Origin of the sequence: Achromobacter sp. AONIH1 (assembly GCF_002902905.1) — a bacterium.
Taxonomy (GTDB): domain Bacteria; phylum Pseudomonadota; class Gammaproteobacteria; order Burkholderiales; family Burkholderiaceae_B; genus Achromobacter.
In genome coordinates, this window is the sequence record NZ_CP026124.1 from 942,388 (window position 1) to 958,549 (window position 16,162).

Sequence of the window (16,162 nt, forward strand, 5' to 3'; positions counted from 1 at the left end):
ATCAGGCAAGCGAGCCGCCCGCGGCTTCGATGGCGGCGCGAGCGCCGGCCGTCGCGGAAATGCCCTTGAGCACAACCTTGCGCGAGATTTCACCCGACTTGATGACCTTGGCGAAACGAACCGCCTGGCCAATCACGCCAGCGGCCTTCAGCACTTGCACGTCGATTTCGTCGACGGGCACGGCTTGCAGTTCCGACAGACGCACTTCGGCGTACAGGTGCTGGCCCAGCGGCGTGAAACCGCGCTTGGGCAGGCGACGCTGCAGCGGCATCTGACCGCCTTCGAAGCCAACCTTATGGAAACCGCCCGAGCGCGACTTCTGACCCTTGTGACCACGGCCGGCGGTCTTACCCAGACCCGAACCGATGCCACGGCCGACGCGGCGCTTGGCGTGCTTGCTGCCCTCAGCGGGCTTCAGCGTATTGAGTTGCATATCCGACATGGTGATTCCTTAGGCTTCCGAGACGGAAACGAGATAATCCACCTTACGGATCATCCCACGCACCTCGGGCGTATCGACCAGCACGCGGCTGCTGTTGATACGGCCCAAGCCCAGACCGCGAACCGTGTCACGGTGCGATTGCTTGGTACCGATCACGGAGCGCACGAGGGTCACTTTGATCTGCTTCTGAGCCATGATTTACCCCAGGATCTCTTCGACGGTCTTGCCGCGCTTGGCAGCAACATCCGCCGGGGTCAGGGAGGCGCGCAGGCCATTCAACGTGGCGCGAACCATGTTGTAGGGGTTGCTCGAGCCCAGGCTCTTGGCAACCACGTTACGCACACCCATCACTTCGAAAATAGCGCGCATCGGGCCGCCGGCGATGACGCCGGTACCTTCAGCAGCGGGCGAAATCAGCACGGTGGCGGCGCCATGCTTGCCGACCACGGTGTGGTGCAGCGTGCCGTTCTTCAGCGCAACCTTGAACATGCCGCGGCGGGCCTGTTCCATCGCCTTCTGGACCGACACCGGCACTTCACGCGCCTTGCCCTTGCCCATGCCGACGCGGCCGTCGCCATCGCCAACCACGGTCAGCGCGGCGAAGCTCATGGTGCGACCACCCTTCACGACCTTGCTGACGCGGTTGACCGCGATCATCTTCTCGCGCAGGCCGTCATCGTTCTCTTTTTCCGCGGCGTTCTTGCCTTGTACTTTAGCCATTTGACAGATCCTCGCTTAGAACTTCAGGCCGGCTTCACGCGCGGCGTCGGCCAGCGCTTTCACGCGGCCATGGTAACGAAAGCCCGAGCGATCGAAAGCGACCAGTTCGATACCGGCAGCCTTGGCCTTTTCGGCCACGCGCTTGCCAACCAGCGTGGCGGCGGCCTTGTTGCCGCCTTGGCCGGTTTGGCCAGCCAGCTGCGCACGCACTTCGGCTTCCACCGTCGAGGCGCTGACCAGAACGCGATCGCCTTCCGGCGAAATGATGTTGGCGTAGATGTGCTGGTTCGAGCGGAAAATCGAGAGGCGATGAACGCGCAGCTCGCTGATCTTCCGGCGGGTCGGAACCGCACGACGCAAACGGGAAACTTTTTTGTCCATGATTCGTCCTTGCGTGCGCCGTTATTTCTTCTTGGTTTCTTTGATGACGACGCGTTCGTCCGAGTAACGCACGCCCTTGCCCTTGTAGGGTTCGGGTTCGCGGTACGCGCGGAGTTCAGCGGCCACCTGGCCGACGACCTGCTTGTTGGAGCCCTTGATGACGATTTCCGTCTGGGTGGGGCATTCGGCCTTGATGCCGGCCGGCAACTTGTGCAGAACGTCGTGCGAGAAACCGAGCTGCAGCTTAACGGCGTCGCCTTGGATCGAGGCGCGGTAACCCACGCCCACCAGGGTCAGCTTGCGCTCGAAGCCCTTGCTCACGCCGTTGACCATGTTGGCCACCAGCGCGCGCACGGTACCCGACATGGCGTTGGCGTGGCGGGTTTCGTTGGCGGCGACAAACGTCAGCTTGCCGTTGTCCAACGCGACCGCGACGTCGCCAGTCAGGGCTTGGGTCAAGGTGCCCAGCGGGCCCTTGACGGTGATCTGATCCTGCTGGATGCTGGCTTCAACACCCTTCGGCAGTTCGACCGGATATTTAGCGATACGTGACATTCGAATTTCTCCTTAGGCCACGTAGCACAGCACTTCGCCGCCGACGCCATTGGCGCGGGCCTTGCGGTCCGTCATGACGCCACGCGAGGTCGACACGATAGCCACGCCCAGGCCGTTCATGACCTGAGGAATGCTGGTGCGGCCCTTGTAGATGCGCAGGCCGGGACGCGAAACGCGTTCGATGCGCTCGATGACCGGACGGCCAGCGTAGTACTTCAGGGTGATCTCGAGCTCAGGCTTGGCCTGGGTGCCCTTGACTTCGAAGCCGTCGATGTAGCCTTCGTCCTTCAGCACGCCGGCGATAGCCGCCTTCAGCTTCGAGGAGGGCATGCTCACCGTAACTTTGTCCACTTGCTGCGCATTGCGAATGCGGGTCAGCATATCGGCGATGGGATCGCTCATGCTCATATTCTTTCTCCTACCAGCTGGCCTTGGTGATGCCGGGGATTTCACCCTTCATCGCCATTTCACGCAGTTTGTGGCGGGTCAGGCCGAACTTGCGGAACACGCCGCGCGGACGACCGGTGACCACGCAACGGTTACGTTGACGCGTCGGGTTGGCATTGCGCGGCAGCTGTTGCAGCTTGAGCCGAGCTTGGTAACGTTCTTCGTCGGTCTTCGACTGGTCGTCGATGATCGACTTCAACTCAGCGCGCTTGGCGGCGAACTTGTCAGCCAGCTTGGCGCGCTTGATGTCGCGATTGATGAGGGAAAGTTTAGCCACGTCATCAGCCCCTTAGTTACGGAACGGGAAGCTGAAGGCGGTCAGCAGCGCCTTGGCTTCTTCGTCGGTCTTCGCGGTGGTGGTGATGCTGATGTTCAGCCCACGCAGCGCGTCGATCTTGTCGTACTCGATTTCGGGGAAAATGATCTGCTCTTTCACCCCGATGTTGTAGTTGCCACGGCCGTCGAACGCGCGACCCGAGATACCGCGGAAGTCGCGCACGCGAGGCAGCGCAACCGCCACCAGGCGATCCAGGAATTCGTACATGCGTTGACCGCGCAGCGTGACCATGCAACCGATCGGGTAGTTTTCGCGGATCTTGAAGCCGGCGATAGCCTTCTTGGTCTTCGTCACCACGGGCTTTTGGCCAGCGATCTTGGTCAGGTCCGAGACGGCGTGCTCGATAACTTTCTTATCGGAGACCGCTTCCGAGACACCCATGTTCAGGGTGATCTTGGTGATGCGGGGCACTTCCATCACGCTCTTGTAGCCAAACTTGGCTTGCAGGTCGCCAGCGACCTTGCTCTTGTAGAAATCTTGCAAACGAGACATGTCTGTCGCCCCTTACGCCTTGGCGCCGACAACGGCACCATTGGAACGGAACACGCGGACCTTGCGACCGTCGACTTCTTGGACGCCAACGCGATCGCCACGGCCGGTGGCCGGGTTGAACAGCGCGACGTTCGAGATGTGGATCGGCATGGTCTTTTCGACGATTCCGCCCGGGTTGTTGGCCATCGGGTTGGCTTTCATGTGCTTCTTGACGACGTTGACGCCTTCGACCAGGACGTGGTCGGCATCGACGCGGGCCAGCACGGTGCCGCGACGCTTCTTGTCGCGACCGGTCAGGACGATGACTTCGTCGCCTTTACGGATGTTGTTCATCGCGGGGCTCCTTACAGCACTTCCGGGGCCAGCGACACGATCTTCATGAACTTCTCGGTACGCAGTTCACGCGTAACGGGTCCGAAGATGCGGGTGCCGATGGGCTCCAGCTTGGCGTTGAGCAACACGGCGGCATTGCCACCGAAACGGATCAGCGAACCGTCCTTACGGCGCACGCCCTTGGCGGTACGAACCACCACGGCATTGTAAATTTCGCCTTTCTTGACGCGTCCGCGCGGGGCCGCATCCTTGACGCTCACCTTGATGATGTCGCCGATGCCGGCATAACGGCGCTTGGAGCCACCGAGCACCTTAATGCACATGACGTGACGCGCACCAGTGTTATCGGCCACGTCCAGCGTGGTCTGCATTTGGATCATGATTTTTCCTGTTCCAACTTAACTGGAAATACGGTTTTCCCGGGGTTTTCCCCCTAGGAACTCTGCAATTCCTGCCAGTTTTGGTCCCGTCAGGTCAATCGCCCTGCTTTGGCGCCGAGTTGGCTGTGTCTGCACACTGCGCAATCGACGGCTTGCAACGCAACGACCCTGGGTTGAAATCCTGCGGGTATTCCCCCAACACGCCTGACTTGCCTGCTTCGCGTTCCGGCTGGGTCGGTATGACCGGGGCTCATCCCCGGGGTTCCCTTCCTGGCCCTTTTCGCGAAGTTCCTGCCTTTGCGCGCATCGCTCCGTAGCTGTTCACTACCAGAGCAACACCCGATATCGAGCCGGCAGGCAAATCGACAATCTGGGAAAGCTGACCATTCTATCGCGTCTGGAATCCGCGTGCAAGTGCTGTGTTGAAATATTGCGCATTCCCCCGGTGGCGCCTGTGGAAAACTAACCACGCCGCCGCCGCCCGGGCCCTTGGCCAGCCCACGAACCCGGCTCTTGCGGGCCAGCTCCCGGGCATTCAGCCGCGCCCCTGCTTCTTGCCGTAGTAGCCCCGTTCCCAGGCATCGTGGTTGACCTTGCCACGGCGGATCTCGTCGGTGAACGGCGCCGCCATCAGCACCAGGCGGTTCAGCCACCTCACCGGCGCGCGGCACGGCCGCTCGAAATCCACGAACAGGACGGCGCGCACGCCATCGGTGTCGTTATGGACCTGGTGGGGATACAGATCGTCGAACACCACTGCCTGACCCTCGCGCCAGCTGTAACGCTGGCCACCGACCTCGATCCAGCACTGCTCGGCGGGGTTCGGCACGACCAGGCCCAGATGCAGTCGGAGTACCCCGTTGTAGGGACCGGTGTGCAACGGAATGCGCTTGCCTGGCTCCAGGATCGAGAAAAAGGCGGTGCGCAGGCCGGGAATGTCGGCCAGCGCCCGAGCGGTGGCCGGACAGCGCCGCAGGTTGCGGTCCGACCGCAGGCCGTAGCCCATGAAGACGAAGGTCTTCCACTGATTGTCCGACGTGATCATGCCGACATCGGGGGAAATCTCGTGAAAAGACGGAAGATGATCGCGCTCTGAAAGGAGTTCCAGCAGCTCGGCGCGGAGGGCGGGGGTCTGCGCCTCCAGGGCCGAGACCCACGGAAACTGGCTGTTGTCGAAGATGGGATGGTCGCCTACCAGTGACGACAGAGCGATGCGATGGCGCAGCCAATCGATGAAGCGGAAAAAAATCCGGGAGTAGATGCTGGACGGATTCTTGTCGACGGGTTGCACGGTGGATATCGGGTCCGGACAGCCAATGGTGCCCTCATTGTGTCCACCCGCCCGTGGCGGCGCAAGGGTTGGAAAGCACGGATTGGCCCCAGTCCGCCGCGCGAAACTGGTCCTCCCCTTGTCGTACAAGCTGGTTTAGACTGGCACGGACACATTTCACGCCCCCACCCATTTCGCAAGGAACGACAGGCATGTATGAACAGTTGGCGCTGTATATCGACGGCGAATTCCTCGCCGGCGAGGGCAGGCGCACCCAGGACGTCATCAACCCGGCCACGCTCGAAGTGCTGGGCCAGCTGCCCCACGCCACCGAAGCCGACCTGGACCGCGCGCTCGCCGCGGCCCAGCGCGCCTTCGAGTCCTGGAAGAAATCTTCTCCCATGGACCGTTCCGCCATCCTGCGCAAGGTCGCCCAGCTGTCGCGCGAGCGCGCCAAGGAAATCGGCCGCAACATGACCCTGGACCAGGGCAAGCCGCTGGCCGAGGCCGTGGGCGAAGTCTCGTCCTGCGCCGAGCACGCCGACTGGCACGCCGAGGAATGCCGCCGCATCTACGGCCGCGTGATCCCGCCGCGCAACCCGGACGTGCGCCAGATCGTGGTGCGCGAGCCCATCGGCGTGTGCGCTGCCTTCACGCCCTGGAACTTCCCCTACAACCAGGCCATCCGCAAGATCGCCGCCGCGCTGGGCGCGGGCTGCACCGTGGTGCTCAAGGGTCCCGAGGATTCGCCGTCGGCCGTCATGGCGATCGCGCGCATGTTCCATGAGGCCGGCCTGCCCAAGGGCTGCCTGAACATCGTCTGGGGCGAACCCGCCAAGATCTCCGACTACCTGATCCGCTCGCCCATCGTGCGCAAGGTGTCCTTCACCGGCTCGGTGCCGGTGGGCAAGCAACTGGCCGCGCTGGCCGGCGCGCACATGAAGCGCGTCACCATGGAACTGGGCGGCCACTCGCCGGTGCTGGTGTTCGACGACGCCGACATCGACCGCGCCGCCGAGATGCTGGCCAAGTTCAAGATCCGCAACGCAGGCCAGGTCTGCGTGTCGCCCACCCGCTTCTACGTGCAGAACGGCGCCTACGAGCAGTTCCTGGCGCGCTTCACCGACGTGCTGAAGAACGTCAAGGTCGGCGACGGCCTGGAAGCCGGCACCGACATGGGCCCGCTGGCGCACGAGCGCCGCGTGCCGGCCATGGCTGCCTTCGTCGAGGACGCCCAGAAGCACGGCGGCAAGGTCGTCGTGGGCGGCGGCGCGCTGGACCGCAAGGGCTTCTTCTTCGCCCCCACCGTGGTCACGGACCTGCCCGACAACGCCATGCTGATGACCGAGGAACCCTTCGGCCCGGTGGCGCCGGTGGTGCGCTTCAGCGACACCGACGAAGTGCTCAAGCGCGCCAACAGCCTGCCGTTCGGCCTGTCGTCCTACGTCTTCACCAATTCGCTGAAGACCGCCACCAAGGTCTCCAACGGCCTGGAAGCCGGCATGGTCAACATCAACCACTTCGGCAGCGCGCTGGCCGAGACGCCGTTCGGCGGCATCAAGGACAGCGGCATCGGCAGCGAAGGCGGCCTGGAAACCTTCGACGGCTACCTGGTCACGAAGTACATCACGCACATCTGAGCGTGTTCCGGCGCCAGCCGGAATGAGGCAACGGGCTCCTTCGGGAGCCCGTTAGCCTTGTGGCCCCGGCGTGCCGTAGCGGAACATGGCGGGCGCCCGCCCGTCGCGCGGCATGCCCTGCGATACGCACGGCGCGCCAAGCACCCGGTGCGACATGCGGCCGGCATGATCTGCGAGCGCCGGTGAGACAATTCCTCGGGGCCATTGCGTCTTGCGCCTGGCCCGTCACGGCGCCCTTGCGCGCCACTCCCTGCCCTCCTTCCGTCCCGACATCGCCCGCCTGCGACCACGCACGCGGGCTTTTTTGCGTCGCGGGCCGCGGACTCCTCCCGCCGCGACCTCCCAACCCGACCGCGTCCTCACGCGCGTCGGCACGGCGGACGGGCATGTTCCTTTCCCTCATCCGAACGAGGCTCTCATGCAGACCCGCACTTCCGTTCCTTCTACCTCCGTTCCCGTGCCCCGGGCCGCGTCCATGTTCTGGCAAACATGGACGTCCAACGTGGACGTCCGCCGCCAATGGGACAGGCTGGGCGTGGGCACGACGATCTTCCAATGGGTGGCCGTCAACGGCAGCTCCTTCATCCCCAATCCCTGGCTGCCGCTGCACGGCAGCCAGCTGGACCTGGCGGACATCGCCACCCGGCCCTGGGCGCGGCGCATGATCATCGGCACGCCGGGCCTGTCCGACGAGACCCAGGCCCGCGCCCGCATCCACGAACTGGCCGACCTGGCGCAGAAGTTCGGCACGCTGTCATACCCGTCCAACGCCGCCGGCTTCTACTTCCCGGTGGAGATCGATCCCACCTACACCGCCGCGCCCGCCGACTTCGGCGCCATCTGGTCGAAGCTGCCGCGCCCCCTGTACGTGTCGGTCTACTACGGCGCCGGCGTCGACGACGCGGCCGCCGCGCAATGGCTGGACTCATTCATCCCCCAGGACGTGACCATCCTGTTCCAGGACGGCGTGGGCGCACACGGCGCGACGCCGCAGCAGGCGCTGGCCCGCTTCGACCTGATCCGCGCGCGACACCCGAAGACCGAGATGATCGCCGAGGCCTTCCGTCCGAATCCCACGCCCGGCGGCGCCTACTTCATTCCCGCCACGGCGGCCGAATACCAAGCGCAGCTGCAGGCCTATGCGCACCTGGATCCGGTGCACGTCTTCGACGGCCCCAACTACCTGGACGCAGCGCTGATCCAGCGCATCGGCGGCGTGGAGCCCGCCCTGCCGCCGACGGCGTTGAACGCGCGCGTCAACAGCTGGGGCGACGCGCGGCTGGACTGGCAACGCGCCAGCGCCGCGTCGGTGGCGGTGGCGAAATACCGCGTCGAGATCCTGGACGGCATGGGCGCGCAAGTGTTGCGCCGCTATGAGGTGCCCGGCGGTCAGGCTCACTGCTTCTACCCCGTCGACGATAGCGTGGCCGATTTCGGTTTCCCGCCCGCCTACCTGGCGTGGCGCGTGACCGAAGTGGCGGCCAACGGCTATGAAAGCGATCCCTCGGCCCTGTCCGCCGGCATGGCGGTGCAGGACAACAGCTGGGCGCAGGCCGTGGTCGGCATGGCCGGCACGTCGTACACGGGCGGCTACTTTTCCGATCTGTCGGACCTGGGCAATCCCGGCACCACCGGCGTCGCGGGCCGCAAGTCCAGCGTCGCCGCCGCCACGCTGCGTCGCGCCATGGCGCAGGCGGCCGGCCTGCATATCGCGCAGATCCTGCCGGTGAACCTGACGGTCGGCGGCTCGCACCTGTCGCGCACCAGCGCGGACTTGCTGAACAGCACCAGCTACTGGTGGGACGACACGCAAGCGACGCCCGGCCCCAACCTGCTCGCCATCCAGCCGCGCATCGCGGCGCTGGGCGTGCCGCTCACGCACATGATGTGGTCGGGCGGCGTGGAGCCGGACACCATCTTCCAGCACCCGGCGCAGCGCGACGCCATCCTCGCGGCGGCCGCCACGGCGCTGACGGCGATCCACGCCACGGTGCGCGGCTACGGCGGCAACCCCCAGCTCAAGCTGTGGCTGCAACCGCATCTGCGCGCGTACTACGGGATTCCGCCGCGCGAAGGCACGGCGCTGCAATACAAGGCCGTGCGCGACGCGCTGGTGAACGTGGCGCGCGCCGATCCGGCGATATACGTGGGCACCTGGGTGCCGGGCGCGGCCTTCGCCTACGACTACTGGAACGAAATGCCGCAGATCGGCTGGGTGCACCCGGTGCCCTCGGCCTACCACGCGGCGGCCGAAGAAATGGGCCGGATGATGGCGCTGGACGGCGACCTGGCCGACGCGCCGCCGGTCTGGGCGGCGATGGCGCCGCCGTCTGCCCCGACCGTGCAATGGCAGCCGTCGGAAGACGTGTCGGTCAGCTGGAATCCGCCGCAATCGGGTACGGGCTGGTTCCGCGTGCGCAACCTGCACCTGGGCACCGGCGTCGTCATCGACCAGCGGGACACACCGTCGAACCAGTACGTGTTCACGCGCGCCAAACAGATCGCAACCTACGGCTACACGACAGCGGGCGTGTCGCTCGATATCTGCGAGTTCGATCCGGCCAGCGGCGCCGAAGGGCCGGTGCTGAGCGTCACGCAGTACAAGCCTTAGTCGGGCGACTCCACCCGCAGGCCGGCGGCCTTCCATTCGGGGAAGCCGGCCTCCAGCCTGCGGGCCTGCATGCCGCGGGCCCGCAGCGCTGTCACCGCCTCGCTGGACAACACGCAGTACGGCCCGCGGCAATAGGCCACGATCTCGGCGCCGGCCGGCAGGTCGCCCAGGCGGCGCTCCAGTTCCTCGGCGGGGATGTTGACCGCGCCGGGCAGGTGGCCGAGCGCGAACTCCTCGGCCGGGCGCACGTCCAGCAGCGTCACGCTCTCGGCCTTCAACATGCCGACCAGCTCGGTAATGGACACGCCGTCCAGCCGTTCCCGCTGGTGGATGCTGTCGGCGATGACCTCACGCATTTCGGCGTGCTGATGCTCGGCGCAGGCGCCCAGGGCGGCCAGCAGCGCGGCGATGGGGCCATCGCCCAGCCGGTACAGCACGCGCTTGCCGTCGCGGCGCGTCTGCACCAGGCCGGCGCGACGCAGATGCTGCAGATGCTGGGACGTATTGGCGACGCTCAATCCGGACAGTTCGGACAGCCGCTCCACGGCGCGCTCGCCCTGGGCCACGTGTTCCAGCAGGACCAGCCGGTGGGCATGGCCCAGGGTCTTGGCGATCTCGGCCAGCGCCTCGAAACGCTGGGCGGAAGAAGATGAAGAAGTTGCGGACGTGCTCATCCGGCCAACATACCATCGGCCCGATACACGATCAATCAAGGAATTGAATGTTCTGGCCAGGGCCGGCCCGTCAGGACCGGGCCCGCCAATCCCGCGGCGTCATGCCGAAACGGCGCTTGAACAGCCGGCTGAAGTGCGAGGGATGCGAAAACCCCGCCTGATATGCGAGCTCGGCGATGCTGCGATGGCGATGCAGCGGGTTGAGCAGCAGTTCGCGGCATCGTTCCAGCCGCTCCTCGAAGATGAAGGCCTCGGCCGACGTTCCGCCGGCGCGCAGGATCCGGTGCAGGTACGCCACCGACAGGCCGCAGCCGTCGGCCACCCGCTGCGGCGACAGATCCGGATCGGCCAGATGCTGGCGCATGTAGGCCAGCGCCCGCTGCCGATGCGCCAGCGTCACGCTGCTGTCGGATGCCGAGGCCTGCGCCTGCCCGTCCTGCACCATGAACAGCGCGATCAGGTCGATCAGCCGCTCGCCCAATTCCGCGACTTCCCCGTCCGACCAGCCGTCCATGCCCTTGAACAGATGGTCCATGTAGCTGGCCAGCATGGCGCCTCGCGGCGAACCGTCATCGATGCGCAGCTTATGGAACGCGCCGATGCGGGAATCGCGCTGCGACAGCGCGCTGCGCGGAAACGACACGCTCAGGCTGCGATAACCGGCCGCCCCCAGCGCGGTGGCCTGGTAGGGCAGGCTCTGGTTCATCAGGTACACGCAACCCGGCTCGACCTGGAACTCCCTGCCCTGCTGCACCACCGCCAGCGGGCCGGACAGCGGCAGGCCGAAGGTGTAGAACTCCTGGTCCAGGCGCGACACATTGCCGGCGGTGCGCTCCAGCTGTTGGCCCTGGTAATGCAGGTCGTTGAACTGCAGGCTGGCGCGGCGCGCGTAGCGCACATGGCCGGCGAACTGCGCCGGCTTGCCGTGGTGCACCTCGAACGGGCCAAAGGCGTCGGCCAGCGCCTCGCGCCAGCGGTCGTAGCGTTCGGCGCCGGCATCGGCCGAAATGGCGAATTCCGTGTCCGGCATGGCGCGGTCTCCTTACCCGGAAAATGGCGCAAATTGATCTTGCGTCTACATATTCTTGATCCACCCTGCTGCGGGGCGGCGGACGCATTGTGGACGCGCCTGGCGCAAGTCTATAGTCAGCCGGATAAGCACACAACAACCTGGAACATCCGGGAGGAGACCATGACCCAAGCGACCGCACAGGCCGCCCGTCATACGCCGGCCTCGCGCTACCTGCGCTGCGAGGGCCGGGAACTGCATTATGTGGAATGGGGCGCGCCCGACGCGCCGCCCGTCATCATGTGGCACGGCCTGGCCCGCACCGGGCGCGACTTCGACGAGCTGGCGCAGGCGCTGGCCGACGACTATCGCATCATCTGTCCCGATGCCATCGGCCGCGGCCTGTCGCAGTGGAGCCCGGACCCCGTCGCCGAATACCGCCTGGACTTCTACGCCCGGCTGGCGGGCGCGCTGGCCGACGGGCTGGGCCTGGCGCGCCTGCGCTGGGTCGGCACGTCCATGGGCGGCGCCACCGGCATGCACGCGGCCGCCACCACGCTGCGCGACCGCATCTCGCACCTGGTGGTGAACGACATCGGCCCCACGCTGCCGCAGCCCGCGATCGACCGCATCCTGGCCTACGCCGGCCAGCCGCCGGCGTTCGATACCGTGACCGAACTCGAAACCTGGCTGCGCGCCGCCTACAAGCCCTACGGCTGGCAAAGCGACGAACAGTGGCGCCGCATGGCCGAGACCTCGGTACGGCGCCTGCCCGACGGCCGCGTCACCGCGCACTACGACCCGGCCATCGTCGGCCAGTTCAGCCACCACCCCGGCGACTACGAACGCTGGGAGGGCTATGACAGCCTGCGCATGCCGCTGCTGCTGCTGCGCGGCGCCGATTCCGACCTGCTGCTGCCCGACGTGGCGCATGCGATGACCCAGCGCGGACCGCGCGCGCAGCGCATCGACTTCCCCGACTGCGGCCACGCCCCGGCGCTGAACATCGCGCCGCAGATCAACGCCGTCAGGCAATTCCTGGCTCAACCGGATCACGCGGCGGCGACCGCCCCCGCGCATTAGGAGACAACCATGATGAAACGCGTATTGCTGGCCGCGATGGCCGGCCTGTGCATGCAATCGGCCGCCATGGCCAAGGACTTCGTCGTGGCCCACGTCTACGACAAGACCGGCCCGCTGGAAGCCTATGCCAAGCAGACCCAGAACGGCCTGATGCTGGGCCTGGAGTACGCCACGCAAGGCACGATGACGGTGGCCGGCCGCAAGATCCGCGTCATCGAGAAGGACAACCAGGGCAAGCCCGACGTGGCGCGCGCGCAGCTGGCCTCGGCCTATGCCGACGACAACGCCGACATCGCCGTCGGCCCCACGTCCTCGGGCGTGGCGCTGGCCATGCTGCCCATCGCCGAGGAATACGAGAAGATCCTGCTGGTCGAACCCGCCGTGGCGGATTCGATCACCGGCGACAAGTGGAACAAGTACATCTTCCGCACCGGCCGCAATTCCTCGCAGGACGCCATCGCCAACGCCGTGGCCTTCGACCAGGAAGGCACGTCGATCGCCATGCTGGCGCAGGACTATGCCTTCGGCCGCGACGGCGTGAAGGCTTTCAAGGGCGCCCTGAAGCACGCCAAGATCGTGCACGAGGAATACCTGCCGGCCAACGCCACAGACTTCACCGCCGGCGCGCAGCGCCTGTTCGACGCGCTCAAGGACAAGCCGGGCCGCAAGATCATCTTCATCCTCTGGGCCGGCGCGGGCAACCCGTTCAAGATCGCCGACCTGGACCCGAAGCGCTACGGCATCGAGATCGCCACCGGCGGCAACACGCTGGCCGCCATGACGCCGCTGAAGTCGCTGGCCGGCATGGAAGGCGCCACCTATTACTACTACGGCATCCCCAAGAATCCGGTCAACGACTGGCTGGTCGCCGAGCACCAGAAGCGCTTCGGCCAACCGCCGGACTTCTTCACCGCGGGCGGCATGTCGGCCGGCATCGCCATCGTGCAGGCGCTGAACAAGACGCAGGGCAAGTCCGACACCGACGCGCTGATCAAGGCCATGGAAGGCATGAGCTTCGACACGCCCAAGGGCAAGATGACGTTCCGCCCGCAGGACCACCAGGCCATGCAGTCGATGTACCACTTCCGCATCAAGAACGATGCCTCGGTGCCCTGGGCCGTGCAGGACCTGGTGCGCGAGATCACGCCCGACCAGATGGACGTGCCCGTCCAGAACAAGCGCTAGCGCGTCGCCACTCATGCTCGAAACCCAAGCGCTCACGATCCGTTTCGGCGGGCACGTGGCCGTCGACAGTGTCAGTTGCGGCTTCGCGCCCGGCACCTTGACGGCCATCGTCGGCCCCAACGGCGCGGGCAAGACCACGTACTTCAACCTGATCTCCGGCCAGTTGCGCGCCAGCGCCGGCTCGGTGCGGCTGAACGGCCGCGACCTGACCGGACTGTCCGCGCCGGCCCGCATGCATGCGGGCCTGGGCCGGGCCTTCCAGCTGACGCAGCTGTTCCCGCGCCTGAGCGTGCACGAGAACGTGCGGCTGGCGCTGCAATCGCGCCAGCAGGGCCTGGGCTGGCGCCAGATCCGCTTCTGGCGCACCTGGGACGACGACCGCGCCCTGATCGCGCGCGCCGATGAATTGCTCGAGCGCACCCGGCTGTCCGCCCGGCGCGACTACATCGCCGCCGACCTACCGCATGGCGACCAGCGCAAGCTGGAGATCGCCATGCTGATCGCGCTGGAACCGCAGGTGTTCATGTTCGACGAGCCCACCGCCGGCATGAGCGTGGACGACGTGCCGGTGGTGCTGGACCTGATCCGCGAGATCAAGACAGACCGCAGCAAGACCATCCTGCTGGTGGAGCACAAGATGGACGTGGTGCGTGAACTGGCCGACCGCATCGTGGTGCTGCACAACGGCCGGCTGATGGCCGATGGCGAGCCCGCCGAAGTCATCGCCTCGCCCATCGTGCAACAGGCCTACCTGGGCGTGGCCCCGACGGAGAAGACGGCATGAGCGCGATAGCGCGCGGCGCGGGCGCCGCCCCAGGCACGAATACGCCGGCGGGCGAGACCCGTCCGCTGCTCGAATTGAAAGACGTGCACACGCACATCGGCGCGTACCACATCCTGCACGGCGTGGACCTGACGGTGCCCGCCGGCCAAGTGACCATGCTGCTGGGCCGCAACGGCGCCGGCAAGACCACCACGCTGCGCACCATCATGGGCCTGTGGAAAGCCTCGCAGGGCAATGTGCGCTTCGACGGCGAGGCCGCCGGCGGACCCGGCGTGCGCGTGTCACCGCCCGACATGGCGCGCCGCGGCGTCGCCTACGTGCCCGAGAACATGGGCATCTTCGCCGACCTGTCGGTGAAGGAGAACATCCTGCTGGCCGCGCGCGGCGCCGCCAACGCCAGCCAGCTCGACACGGCGCGGCTGGAATGGATCTTCGGGTTCTTCCCCGCGCTGCGCAAGTTCTGGCTGCATCCGGCCGGCAAGCTTTCCGGCGGGCAGAAGCAGATGCTGGCGGTCGCGCGCGCCATCATCGAACCGCGCCGGCTGCTGCTGATCGACGAACCCAGCAAGGGCCTGGCGCCGGCCATCGTGCAGAACATGATCGACGCCTTCATCGAGCTCAAGCAGGCAGCCACCACCATCCTGCTGGTCGAACAGAACTTCAATTTCGCGCGCCAGGTCGGCGACCGCGTGGCCGTCATGGACGACGGCCGCGTGGTGCACGCCGGCGGCATGGCGCAGCTGGCCGAGGACGAGGCGCTGCAGATGCGCCTGCTCGGCCTTTCCCTGGGAAGCCACCAATGAGTACCCTGGACGCCGACGCTCCGCTGCCGCAGGTCCGCGCCGACCTGCGCCCCGTGTTGCTGGTGCTGGCGCTGGCCGCCATCGCCCTGCCGCTGGTGGGCTCCTTCTCGACCTGGCTCACGCTGACCTTCGCCGGCCTGGCGATGGGCATGATCATCTTCATCGTGGCCTCGGGCATGACGCTGGTGTTCGGCTTGATGGACGTGCTGAACTTCGGCCATGGCCTGTTCATCGCCATTGGCGCCTACCTGGCGGCCACCGTGCTGGGCGCCATGGGCGACTGGACCCAGTCCGGCAGCCTGTGGATGAACCTGGCCGCCGTGCTGCCGGCCATGATCGTGGGCATGCTGGTGGCCGGCGCCGTGGGCCTGGCCTTCGAGCGCGTCATCGTGCGGCCGGTCTATGGCCAGCACCTGAAGCAGATCCTGATCACCATGGGCGGCATGATCATCGGCGAAGAGCTGATCAAGATGATCTGGGGCCCGCAGACCATTTCGCTGCCGCTGCCGGAAGCGCTGCGCGGCGCGGTGCTGCTGGGCGATGCCGCCATCGAGAAGTTTCGCATCGTGGCGCTGGTCGGCGGCCTGGCGGTGCTGGGCGGCATGCTGTGGCTGCTCAACCGCACCAAGCTGGGCCTGCTGATCCGCGCCGGCGTGGAAGACCGCGAAATGGTCGAAAGCCTGGGCTACCGCATCCGCCATCTGTTCGTCGGCGTGTTCGTGGCCGGCTCGATGCTGGCCGGACTGGGCGGCGCGCTGTGGGGGCTGTACCAGCAGTCGGTGGTGCCGCAGCTGGGCGCGCAGGTCAACGTGCTGATCTTCATCGTCATCATGATCGGCGGGCTGGGATCGACGGTGGGCTGCCTGATCGGTGCGCTGCTGGTCGGCCTGATGGCCAACTACACGGGCTTTCTGATGCCCAAGGCCGCGCTCTTCTCGAACATCGCGCTCATGGTCGCCATCCTGCTGTGGCGCCCGCAAGGCGTCTACCCCGTCGCCAACCGCTAGGACCCGCCT

Annotated in this window: 20 protein-coding genes; 7 read left to right on the forward strand and 13 right to left on the reverse strand. The window is 66.3% G+C overall.

Going from position 1 to position 16,162, the window contains the following annotated elements; genetic code table 11:
- Position 1: 1 nt before the first annotated feature.
- The 11 genes from rplO to C2U31_RS04365 form a co-directional block, all read right to left on the reverse strand.
- Complete coding sequence (rplO, locus tag C2U31_RS04315) at positions 2–442, reverse strand: 50S ribosomal protein L15 (RefSeq protein WP_103271721.1); 441 nt, start codon at positions 440–442, stop codon at positions 2–4.
- A gap of 9 nt (positions 443–451) precedes the next feature.
- Positions 452–637, reverse strand: a complete 186-nt coding sequence (gene rpmD / locus C2U31_RS04320; protein WP_006216520.1) for a 50S ribosomal protein L30 — start codon at positions 635–637, stop codon at positions 452–454.
- 3 nt (positions 638–640) lie between these two features.
- On the reverse strand, positions 641–1,162 hold the full coding sequence (rpsE, locus tag C2U31_RS04325; RefSeq protein WP_006389628.1) for a 30S ribosomal protein S5: 522 nt from the start codon (positions 1,160–1,162) through the stop codon (positions 641–643).
- Positions 1,163–1,177: 15 nt separating this feature from the next.
- Positions 1,178–1,543: a 50S ribosomal protein L18 gene (gene rplR / locus C2U31_RS04330; RefSeq protein WP_103271722.1), complete on the reverse strand. Its 366-nt coding sequence runs from the start codon at positions 1,541–1,543 to the stop codon at positions 1,178–1,180.
- A 21-nt stretch (positions 1,544–1,564) separates the two neighbouring features.
- Positions 1,565–2,098 carry a 50S ribosomal protein L6 gene (gene rplF / locus C2U31_RS04335; RefSeq protein WP_103271723.1) on the reverse strand — a complete coding sequence of 178 codons (534 nt, stop codon included), beginning with the start codon at positions 2,096–2,098 and terminating at the stop codon, positions 1,565–1,567.
- Positions 2,099–2,110: 12 nt separating this feature from the next.
- Positions 2,111–2,506, reverse strand: a complete 396-nt coding sequence (rpsH, locus tag C2U31_RS04340; RefSeq protein WP_103271724.1) for a 30S ribosomal protein S8 — start codon at positions 2,504–2,506, stop codon at positions 2,111–2,113.
- A 10-nt stretch (positions 2,507–2,516) separates the two neighbouring features.
- Complete coding sequence (gene rpsN / locus C2U31_RS04345; RefSeq protein WP_006227037.1) at positions 2,517–2,822, reverse strand: 30S ribosomal protein S14; 306 nt, start codon at positions 2,820–2,822, stop codon at positions 2,517–2,519.
- A 12-nt stretch (positions 2,823–2,834) separates the two neighbouring features.
- Positions 2,835–3,374 (reverse strand): 50S ribosomal protein L5, encoded by a 540-nt coding sequence (rplE, locus tag C2U31_RS04350; RefSeq protein WP_103271725.1) that lies wholly within the window; start codon positions 3,372–3,374, stop codon positions 2,835–2,837.
- A 12-nt stretch (positions 3,375–3,386) separates the two neighbouring features.
- Positions 3,387–3,707 (reverse strand): 50S ribosomal protein L24, encoded by a 321-nt coding sequence (rplX, locus tag C2U31_RS04355; protein ID WP_103271726.1) that lies wholly within the window; start codon positions 3,705–3,707, stop codon positions 3,387–3,389.
- Positions 3,708–3,718: 11 nt separating this feature from the next.
- Complete coding sequence (gene rplN, locus C2U31_RS04360; protein ID WP_006216531.1) at positions 3,719–4,087, reverse strand: 50S ribosomal protein L14; 369 nt, start codon at positions 4,085–4,087, stop codon at positions 3,719–3,721.
- A gap of 535 nt (positions 4,088–4,622) precedes the next feature.
- Positions 4,623–5,378 (reverse strand): aspartyl/asparaginyl beta-hydroxylase domain-containing protein, encoded by a 756-nt coding sequence (locus C2U31_RS04365; protein WP_103271727.1) that lies wholly within the window; start codon positions 5,376–5,378, stop codon positions 4,623–4,625.
- A 191-nt stretch (positions 5,379–5,569) separates the two neighbouring features.
- Between C2U31_RS04365 and C2U31_RS04370 the strand changes: the two genes are divergently transcribed.
- Positions 5,570–6,997 carry an NAD-dependent succinate-semialdehyde dehydrogenase gene (locus C2U31_RS04370; RefSeq protein ID WP_103271728.1) on the forward strand — a complete coding sequence of 476 codons (1,428 nt, stop codon included), beginning with the start codon at positions 5,570–5,572 and terminating at the stop codon, positions 6,995–6,997.
- Between the two features lie 475 nt (positions 6,998–7,472).
- Complete coding sequence (locus tag C2U31_RS04375; RefSeq protein WP_158658309.1) at positions 7,473–9,608, forward strand: hypothetical protein; 2,136 nt, start codon at positions 7,473–7,475, stop codon at positions 9,606–9,608.
- On the opposite strand, the gene C2U31_RS04380 is transcribed toward C2U31_RS04375, so the two are convergent.
- Both C2U31_RS04380 and C2U31_RS04385 read right to left on the reverse strand, forming a co-directional pair.
- Complete coding sequence (locus C2U31_RS04380) at positions 9,605–10,282, reverse strand: metalloregulator ArsR/SmtB family transcription factor (RefSeq protein ID WP_103271730.1); 678 nt, start codon at positions 10,280–10,282, stop codon at positions 9,605–9,607. The two genes, C2U31_RS04375 and C2U31_RS04380, sit on opposite strands and share 4 nt — an antisense overlap.
- 70 nt (positions 10,283–10,352) lie before the next feature.
- Positions 10,353–11,312, reverse strand: coding sequence for a helix-turn-helix domain-containing protein (locus C2U31_RS04385; RefSeq protein ID WP_103271731.1), 960 nt, complete (start codon positions 11,310–11,312; stop codon positions 10,353–10,355).
- A gap of 162 nt (positions 11,313–11,474) precedes the next feature.
- Between C2U31_RS04385 and C2U31_RS04390 the strand changes: the two genes are divergently transcribed.
- Genes C2U31_RS04390 through C2U31_RS04410 form a run of 5 tightly spaced genes read left to right on the forward strand, consistent with a single transcriptional unit; the run spans position 11,475 to position 16,153 of the window.
- Positions 11,475–12,374 carry an alpha/beta fold hydrolase gene (locus tag C2U31_RS04390; protein WP_103271732.1) on the forward strand — a complete coding sequence of 300 codons (900 nt, stop codon included), beginning with the start codon at positions 11,475–11,477 and terminating at the stop codon, positions 12,372–12,374.
- A 12-nt stretch (positions 12,375–12,386) separates the two neighbouring features.
- Entirely contained in the window at positions 12,387–13,559 is a 1,173-nt protein-coding gene (locus C2U31_RS04395; RefSeq protein ID WP_103276251.1) for a substrate-binding domain-containing protein, read from the forward strand.
- Positions 13,560–13,572: 13 nt separating this feature from the next.
- Positions 13,573–14,343, forward strand: a complete 771-nt coding sequence (locus C2U31_RS04400) for an ABC transporter ATP-binding protein (protein WP_103271733.1) — start codon at positions 13,573–13,575, stop codon at positions 14,341–14,343.
- Positions 14,340–15,146 carry an ABC transporter ATP-binding protein gene (locus tag C2U31_RS04405; protein WP_103271734.1) on the forward strand — a complete coding sequence of 269 codons (807 nt, stop codon included), beginning with the start codon at positions 14,340–14,342 and terminating at the stop codon, positions 15,144–15,146. Before C2U31_RS04400 ends, C2U31_RS04405 begins: the two co-directional genes overlap by 4 nt.
- On the forward strand, positions 15,143–16,153 hold the full coding sequence (locus C2U31_RS04410) for a branched-chain amino acid ABC transporter permease (RefSeq protein ID WP_103271735.1): 1,011 nt from the start codon (positions 15,143–15,145) through the stop codon (positions 16,151–16,153). Before C2U31_RS04405 ends, C2U31_RS04410 begins: the two co-directional genes overlap by 4 nt.
- Positions 16,154–16,162 lie beyond the last annotated feature (9 nt).

Coding starts and splice junctions, on each gene's coding strand:
- rplO (WP_103271721.1), bottom strand. CDS start 442: ATGTCGGATATGCAACTCAATACGCTGAAGCCCGCTGAGGGCAGCAAG.
- rpmD (WP_006216520.1), bottom strand. CDS start 637: ATGGCTCAGAAGCAGATCAAAGTGACCCTCGTGCGCTCCGTGATCGGT.
- rpsE (WP_006389628.1), bottom strand. CDS start 1,162: ATGGCTAAAGTACAAGGCAAGAACGCCGCGGAAAAAGAGAACGATGAC.
- rplR (WP_103271722.1), bottom strand. CDS start 1,543: ATGGACAAAAAAGTTTCCCGTTTGCGTCGTGCGGTTCCGACCCGCCGG.
- rplF (WP_103271723.1), bottom strand. CDS start 2,098: ATGTCACGTATCGCTAAATATCCGGTCGAACTGCCGAAGGGTGTTGAA.
- rpsH (WP_103271724.1), bottom strand. CDS start 2,506: ATGAGCATGAGCGATCCCATCGCCGATATGCTGACCCGCATTCGCAAT.
- rplE (WP_103271725.1), bottom strand. CDS start 3,374: ATGTCTCGTTTGCAAGATTTCTACAAGAGCAAGGTCGCTGGCGACCTG.
- rplX (WP_103271726.1), bottom strand. CDS start 3,707: ATGAACAACATCCGTAAAGGCGACGAAGTCATCGTCCTGACCGGTCGC.
- rplN (WP_006216531.1), bottom strand. CDS start 4,087: ATGATCCAAATGCAGACCACGCTGGACGTGGCCGATAACACTGGTGCG.
- C2U31_RS04370 (WP_103271728.1), top strand. CDS start 5,570: ATGTATGAACAGTTGGCGCTGTATATCGACGGCGAATTCCTCGCCGGC.
- C2U31_RS04375 (WP_158658309.1), top strand. CDS start 7,473: ATGTTCTGGCAAACATGGACGTCCAACGTGGACGTCCGCCGCCAATGG.
- C2U31_RS04380 (WP_103271730.1), bottom strand. CDS start 10,282: ATGAGCACGTCCGCAACTTCTTCATCTTCTTCCGCCCAGCGTTTCGAG.
- C2U31_RS04385 (WP_103271731.1), bottom strand. CDS start 11,312: ATGCCGGACACGGAATTCGCCATTTCGGCCGATGCCGGCGCCGAACGC.
- C2U31_RS04390 (WP_103271732.1), top strand. CDS start 11,475: ATGACCCAAGCGACCGCACAGGCCGCCCGTCATACGCCGGCCTCGCGC.
- C2U31_RS04395 (WP_103276251.1), top strand. CDS start 12,387: ATGAAACGCGTATTGCTGGCCGCGATGGCCGGCCTGTGCATGCAATCG.
- C2U31_RS04400 (WP_103271733.1), top strand. CDS start 13,573: ATGCTCGAAACCCAAGCGCTCACGATCCGTTTCGGCGGGCACGTGGCC.
- C2U31_RS04405 (WP_103271734.1), top strand. CDS start 14,340: ATGAGCGCGATAGCGCGCGGCGCGGGCGCCGCCCCAGGCACGAATACG.
- C2U31_RS04410 (WP_103271735.1), top strand. CDS start 15,143: ATGAGTACCCTGGACGCCGACGCTCCGCTGCCGCAGGTCCGCGCCGAC.